6 protein-coding genes are annotated in these 6,261 nt (G+C 34.4%); 3 read left to right on the plus strand and 3 right to left on the minus strand.

The features are described from left to right. Positions 1–369: ankyrin repeat domain-containing protein (locus OZD61_RS05340; RefSeq protein ID WP_274980111.1), on the plus strand; the 369-nt coding region annotated here is incomplete at its 5' end. A 190-nt stretch (positions 370–559) separates the two neighbouring features. On the opposite strand, the gene trhO is transcribed toward OZD61_RS05340, so the two are convergent. After that, a complete protein-coding gene (gene trhO / locus OZD61_RS05345) occupies positions 560–1,387 on the minus strand; it encodes an oxygen-dependent tRNA uridine(34) hydroxylase TrhO (RefSeq protein ID WP_182320524.1) in 828 nt (275 codons plus the stop codon). 129 nt (positions 1,388–1,516) lie between these two features. Between trhO and OZD61_RS05350 the strand changes: the two genes are divergently transcribed. Beyond that, the gene (locus tag OZD61_RS05350; RefSeq protein ID WP_274980112.1) at positions 1,517–3,115 is read left to right on the plus strand and encodes an ABC transporter permease; all 1,599 of its coding nucleotides are present in this window, start codon (positions 1,517–1,519) and stop codon (positions 3,113–3,115) included. 10 nt (positions 3,116–3,125) lie between these two features. Here the strand turns inward: OZD61_RS05350 and OZD61_RS05355 are convergent, their stop codons facing one another. Beyond that, on the minus strand, positions 3,126–4,019 hold the full coding sequence (locus tag OZD61_RS05355; RefSeq protein WP_274980113.1) for an Rpn family recombination-promoting nuclease/putative transposase: 894 nt from the start codon (positions 4,017–4,019) through the stop codon (positions 3,126–3,128). Positions 4,020–4,196: 177 nt separating this feature from the next. Next, positions 4,197–4,598, minus strand: coding sequence for a Co2+/Mg2+ efflux protein ApaG (apaG, locus tag OZD61_RS05360; protein WP_274980120.1), 402 nt, complete (start codon positions 4,596–4,598; stop codon positions 4,197–4,199). 99 nt (positions 4,599–4,697) lie between these two features. On the opposite strand from apaG, the gene OZD61_RS05365 reads away from it, so the two are divergent. Next, positions 4,698–5,762, plus strand: coding sequence for a 5-(carboxyamino)imidazole ribonucleotide synthase (locus OZD61_RS05365; protein WP_274980114.1), 1,065 nt, complete (start codon positions 4,698–4,700; stop codon positions 5,760–5,762). The last annotated feature ends 499 nt before the right edge of the window (positions 5,763–6,261 follow it).

The following is a 6,261-nucleotide window of genomic DNA, read 5'->3' on the forward strand; positions in this document are numbered from 1 at the left end:
CATAGATATACCTCTTTCTTAACTATGCTTATTTTACCTCATATTTTCGAGATCCTTAACAGGTTCTTAAGAGGTATGACTAGTATAGTAAAACTTCTTTTGGAAAAAGGTGCTAACATTAATATCCAGAATAATCTGGGTAGAACTGCATTACACCATGCTACTTCTACTAATAATGCTGATATGGTTGAATTTCTTCTGAAGGCAGGAGCCAAAGCTAATATAAAGGATAATAATGGTAGAAAACCATCTTCTTTTACTGAAAATAAAAAAATAATGGGTTTACTTAAAAATCCACCAGCTAGATGCCTTTCTGATGTTATAGTTAGCTGTCTTTCAACGCCCACTTCTGTTTTTTGTGGAAAGTAATATGGATTGATGTATTAGTCAATAGATGCACTTCAGGTTATTTAATTTGCTAGAAAAATGTTGTAGAATGGCTTTTGCCATTCTACTTTTTGAAGTGCAACTTTCCAATTCTATAGCTAACATAAGACTATCTCAAGACCTCGCCATCTCGCTGCTTGTTAGCGCCGCGGCGGTATGACGTAGAGAGATCTTATTTATTATATCTATAACACTGAAGTTTACAATCAGAACAAACCACCTGGCCACGTGAAACTGATTTCAGTTTATCAGTTGAAACTTGATTTGAGCAGAATATGCATTTTATTGTGTTGCTTGGAGTAAGTGAGTTATCAACAGCAACTCTATCATCAAAAACAAAACACTCACCTTCCCAATTACCATTTTTATTATAAGTTTTTTCAAGGTAAGAAAGAATGCCGCCTTTAAGATGGTAAACATCACTAAATCCAAGGCTTTTCATATATGCTGTAGATTTTTCGCATCTAATTCCACCAGTGCAGTACATAGCTACTTTCAGGTCTTTACTCTCAGAAAATGACTCTGTCCACTGAGGAAACTCACGGAAACATTGTGTGTGTGGATTAATTGCATTCTTAAACTTGCCTAATTTCACTTCATACTCGTTTCGTGTATCTATTACTAAAACGTCAGGTTGAGAAGTAAAATCATCCCAATGCTCTGGATCAACATATTTACCCTTAAGGGAAATATCAAGATTGCTTACACCAAGATTCACAATCTCTCTTTTTAATTTTACCTTCATCTTGCTAAATGGTTGATATTCTGCTGCACTCTCTTTCCATGTAAGGTCCCTTAGCCTATAATCAGAACGTAGAAAATCGAATATTTTATCAATTGCGTTTCTTTCACCAGATATTGTTGCATTAACACCCTCTTCTGCAAGGAGTATAGTACCCTTTAATTCAATGTTGTCGCATGCAGCTTTTATTTCGTCTTTCATGTCATAATAATTAGAAAGTTCTACAAAATGATAGAAAGTTGCAATGACGAAGCTCATGATTATTCACTTATCAACTAAAAACATGATATACAAAATTATAAAGATATTCAATGGTACGGCTGTTAATTACTGGATATCTTCAGTTTTTACATATAACATTTTAATATAAAATATAGATTCAAATTAATGTTTTTAAGAGTATTTAAAAATATATTCTTATTTCTAGTAAGTATATTATTCGTCTGTCCAATATTATCATTAATATCAATTCTATTTACAGATACAGCAAATTCCGGATGGGTAATCAGCACACTTTTCCCCGAATATATACTGAGTACGTTAATTTTGATGATAGGAGTGGGGGGAATATCTTTCATATTTGGAGTAATTCCAGCTTGGCTCACCACATTTTTTTCATTTCCTGGAAGTAAAATTTTTGAGATTGCTTTATTCTTTCCAATATCGATTCCTGGATATATAGTGGCGTTCGTCTATGTAAATACACTAGAGTTTTCAGGTCCGGTGCAGAGCCCATTAAGAGACATTTTAGAGTGGAGCAAAGGTGACTATTGGTTTCCTGAAATAAAATCCCTAGGTGGTGGAATATTAGTAATGGGATTCAGCCTATATCCATACGTTTATATGTTAGTCCGCTCAAGTCTAAAGAATGTTAGTAACTCAGTCACTATTGCGTCAACACTTGGGTTCTCCTCATTGAAGAGCCTGTTTTCTGTCATCATACCCTCCATACGCCCATCAATTATAGCTGGGTTGTCTTTGGTACTAATGGAAGTAATTACAGATTTCGGCACACCACAGTTTCTTGCTATTGATACTTTTACGACAGGAATATATCGCACCTGGTTTTTACTGCATGACAAATATTCAACTACTGTTTTAGCAGTTGCAGAGTTGATTTTCGTTGCAACACTAATAGCTATCGAAAAAAAACTACAAAAAAAAGGAATATCCTACTCTTCAATCAATACCAATTCAGATTATCACAACAAACGGAGCATAAGTGGCGCTATACCGTTGACCTTTGCTTATCTTATGTGTGTATTGCCGATATTAATAGGTTTTATTTTGCCAATGATTCCGCTCATATATTGGAGCATAGAGAAGGGGTTTTTCATATACGAAGCAAGATTTTATAACATAATAGCAAATAGCATTAGTTTATCATTTATCACCGCATTAATCTCAATTAGCATTGCAATAATGATTGGATATACGGCGCGTAAAAATAAGGTAATCAACAATATAGCGCGTCTCATTTCTTTAGGCTACGCAATTCCAAATGCAATTATCGCAATTAGTATAATAATATTTTTAAGCAGAATATCCTCTTTCATTACTCAATATGTTGTGGAAATTAGCTTAGTAGGAACTATTGGCGCATTAGTTTACTCATATTTATTCCGTTTTTTTGCTATATCTTTCAAGGCGGTAGAGTCAGGGCTCAAAAAAACATCAAATGAAATTGAGTGGACTGCATATACCATGGGTCACGGACCTATTTCCACATGTTTGAATGTTCATATCCCTCTCATCAAGAAGAGTATATTATCGGGATTTTTGCTCGTATTTATGGATACTATCAAAGAGCTCACAGCAACACTCATTATAAGACCATTTAATTTTGAAACTATATCAACTAGAATATATGAACTTGTAAGCGATGAGCGCTATAGAGAAGCTGCCCCATTTTCGTTAATAATAGTTATAATAGGCTTAATCTCTACAATAACCTTATTTACACTTGATGATAAGGATAAAAAATAAACGTAACTGTTCACAGATTTCCACTTAATTCTTCAATCTCACTAACAGAAAGGCCAGTAAACTTAACAATAGTGTTGACATCAACATTATTAGCCAGCATTGCTTTTGCGACTTCAATTTTCCCTTCAATTTTCCCTTTCTCTACACCTTTTTGTATACCTTTCTCTTCAGCAAGATCAAGTCTGTATTCAAGAATAGCTTCTTCTTTGCGTAGATCCATTATCCTTTCTTCATAGGCTACTAAATCTTTTTCGTTCCAACGAAACTTGTCTAATTCATCATATGCTAGCTTTATTATTGGCGCTTTTTCTGCTATCTCTTTTAAGTCCTCTTCTGTTGTTTCTTCTGCGTATTTAAAAAAGAAACACCACCTTTCTACTGTACTTTCTAACTGCTCTACTTTATTTTTTGCGAATTTAGGCAACTCAATAAAGACAAACTGAAAATCTTTTAAGTAATGGCCGTTAGTTTTTATATCACGTATATTGTGAGTAGAAATATAATCAACTTCTTCAGGAAGTAAGTTACAATTTGATATAGCAATAAAGAAGACTTTCTTTAAATCAATGTAGTTGCCAGATTTATCTAATTGTCTTGAGTAGGCTTTAGCGGCATATAATTGAGCGCGTTTTTCGAAGCCCTTGTCTCTAGCGAGCTGCATTTCTGCTATATATCTATTTCCGTGAGAATCCTTGCAGAGAACATCAACAATACTTTGTTTATCAGAGGCAACTTCGGGATCCATAATAGTGCTAAGAAACTCAACTTCTTGTATTGCATTTATCTCAGTAAACCCTAAAATATCGTTCAAAAAGTGGATCAGGATATTCTTATTTTTTTCCGTTCCAAAGATTTTTTTGAAACACAAACCATTGCGAGGATCGAGAAATTTTGAAAGAGCCATGGCAAAAATGCTTGAAAATATTAATAATTATACACTATTATTAACAATTATTCAACCATATTTTCGAAGATAGCTAGTTTCTGTATTTATTTTAAATTGAAGAAAGCTCAAATGAAAGATCGTGCTTTGCTAAAAATCGCAGAATGCAGTCTGGTTACAAATAAACTATTTTGATAGTTAATGGGGTCTAGTTTTGACGTATGGACTATCCAAAGAAAAGGGTGGTACCATAACCTCAAAAATTTTTATGCTTTCTTCATTCAGAAATTCATACTTACCCTGCATTATTCCTGACGGTACATTTAAGTATGTTCCACTTGTGTATTTAAATACCTCTCCAGATTTTATCACAGGCTGTTCTCCGATAACACCAACTCCGGCAATTTCATTTACTTTGCCCTTATAATCTATTATTTGCCAACGACGACTTAACAATTGAATAGTTGATTGGCTTTTGTTTTTTATCTTAACGTTATACATCCATACATAGCAATTTTCATAAGGAATGGATTGCTCTTCAATGTAAATTGGTAAAACTGTAACTTTAACAAAATTGGTAGTCAATGTGTATTCTAGAATCATTATAGAATATTCATGATAAAAAGATAATATTCTAATTATATGCTTTTTTCATAGATTCTTCAAGTATACTTTAATTAGGAAATATCAATTTATAGTATGAATGAACCAGATGCACTGAGCAAAAAAGTAATAGGAATAATAGGTGGTGGACAATTAGGTAAAATGACTGCTATCGCTGCAACAAAACTTGGACAAAAAACACATGTTTTTGCCAGTGCTAAAGACGATCCGGCTTGCTCTGTTGCTGATGATTTCACAATAGCAGATTTCTCTAATAAGAAAGCTCTTGAATCTTTTGCACAGAGTGTGGATTTAGTTACTATTGAGTCTGAAAATATTCCATGTAGTGCAATTGATATCGATGTAAATTTTTATCCGGGTAAAAAAGCGTTACACATTTCGCAGAACAGACTGAGAGAAAAGGATTTTATTAAAAACTTGGGTATAAAAACTGCTAACTATAAGAGTATACAAAATTATAATGAGCTACTGAAAAGCAGTAGAGCTTTTGGCTATCCAATAAGGCTGAAAACAACAGAAATGGGTTACGATGGAAAAGGACAATATGTGCTTGAGAATGATTCTGAAGTGAAGCAATTTGCTTCCTTTGATTGGAATACAGAGTACATTCTTGAAGCAAGTGTTGATTTACTGAAAGAGGTTTCAATAGTCGTTGCAAGAGATAAAAACTGTAAAGTAGCTTTTTTTCCTATAGCAGAAAATTACCACGTTGATGGAATACTTGATACTTCAACAGTGCCAGCTAAAATAGATAGCAAATTAACTCAAGAGGTACAACGAGCTGCAAAGAAAATAGCAAATGCGCTTGATGTAATAGGAATTCTGGCTATTGAATTTTTTGTTACTAAAGATAACGAATTGTTAGTTAATGAACTAGCTCCCAGACCTCACAATTCTTGCCACTGGAGCTTGGATGCATGTAACGTTAGTCAATTTGAACAGCTAGTTAGGATAATATGCGGGCTACCTATGCAGGAAGTAGTATTATGCTTTCCTTGTATGACGAAAAATATAATAGGTAATGATATATATGATTCTCATAAGTGTTTGAGCAACGAAAAAGCTAGTTTAACCATATATGGGAAAAAAGAGGTTAGGGATAAGCGTAAAATGGGACATGTCAATATAGATTTAAGTTAACAGTTTTTCTACGTCATACCGCCACAACTGTACGAACATTGTGATATGATGAGATGTTACATAGTAAACGGTGTCATTCTAGCACCTCTTTTCCCGTCATCCCGCTGCTTGTTAGCGGGATCTCATTTCACTTTGTGAAGGTGTCATCCCAGCACCTCTTTTCCCGTCATTCCGCTGCTTGTTAGCGGGATCTCATTTCACTTTATGAAGGTGTCATCCGAGTATCCTGACTACTTGGATCCAGGAATTTTATTAAGTTGGTAAGCATAAAAGTGGCTGATCTTATGTTAAAACACAACGTTCTTGATGAGATTACAGCAAGGCTGGGTTCCAGCGTCAGCTACTTGAATGACAGCAGTCCTACGTCATGCCGCCGCGGTATCTCTAGATCCCGCTAACAAGTAGCGGGATGACGATTGTCGTTTAGCCATAAATATTAAGAAATTTACCAAATAAAAAAAAGGCAAAAGAAGCCCCGTGGTTGGCTAATTACTTACAT

The sequence above is a fragment of the Wolbachia endosymbiont of Drosophila bocki genome (assembly GCF_028982005.1).
Lineage (GTDB): Bacteria > Pseudomonadota > Alphaproteobacteria > Rickettsiales > Anaplasmataceae > Wolbachia > Wolbachia pipientis.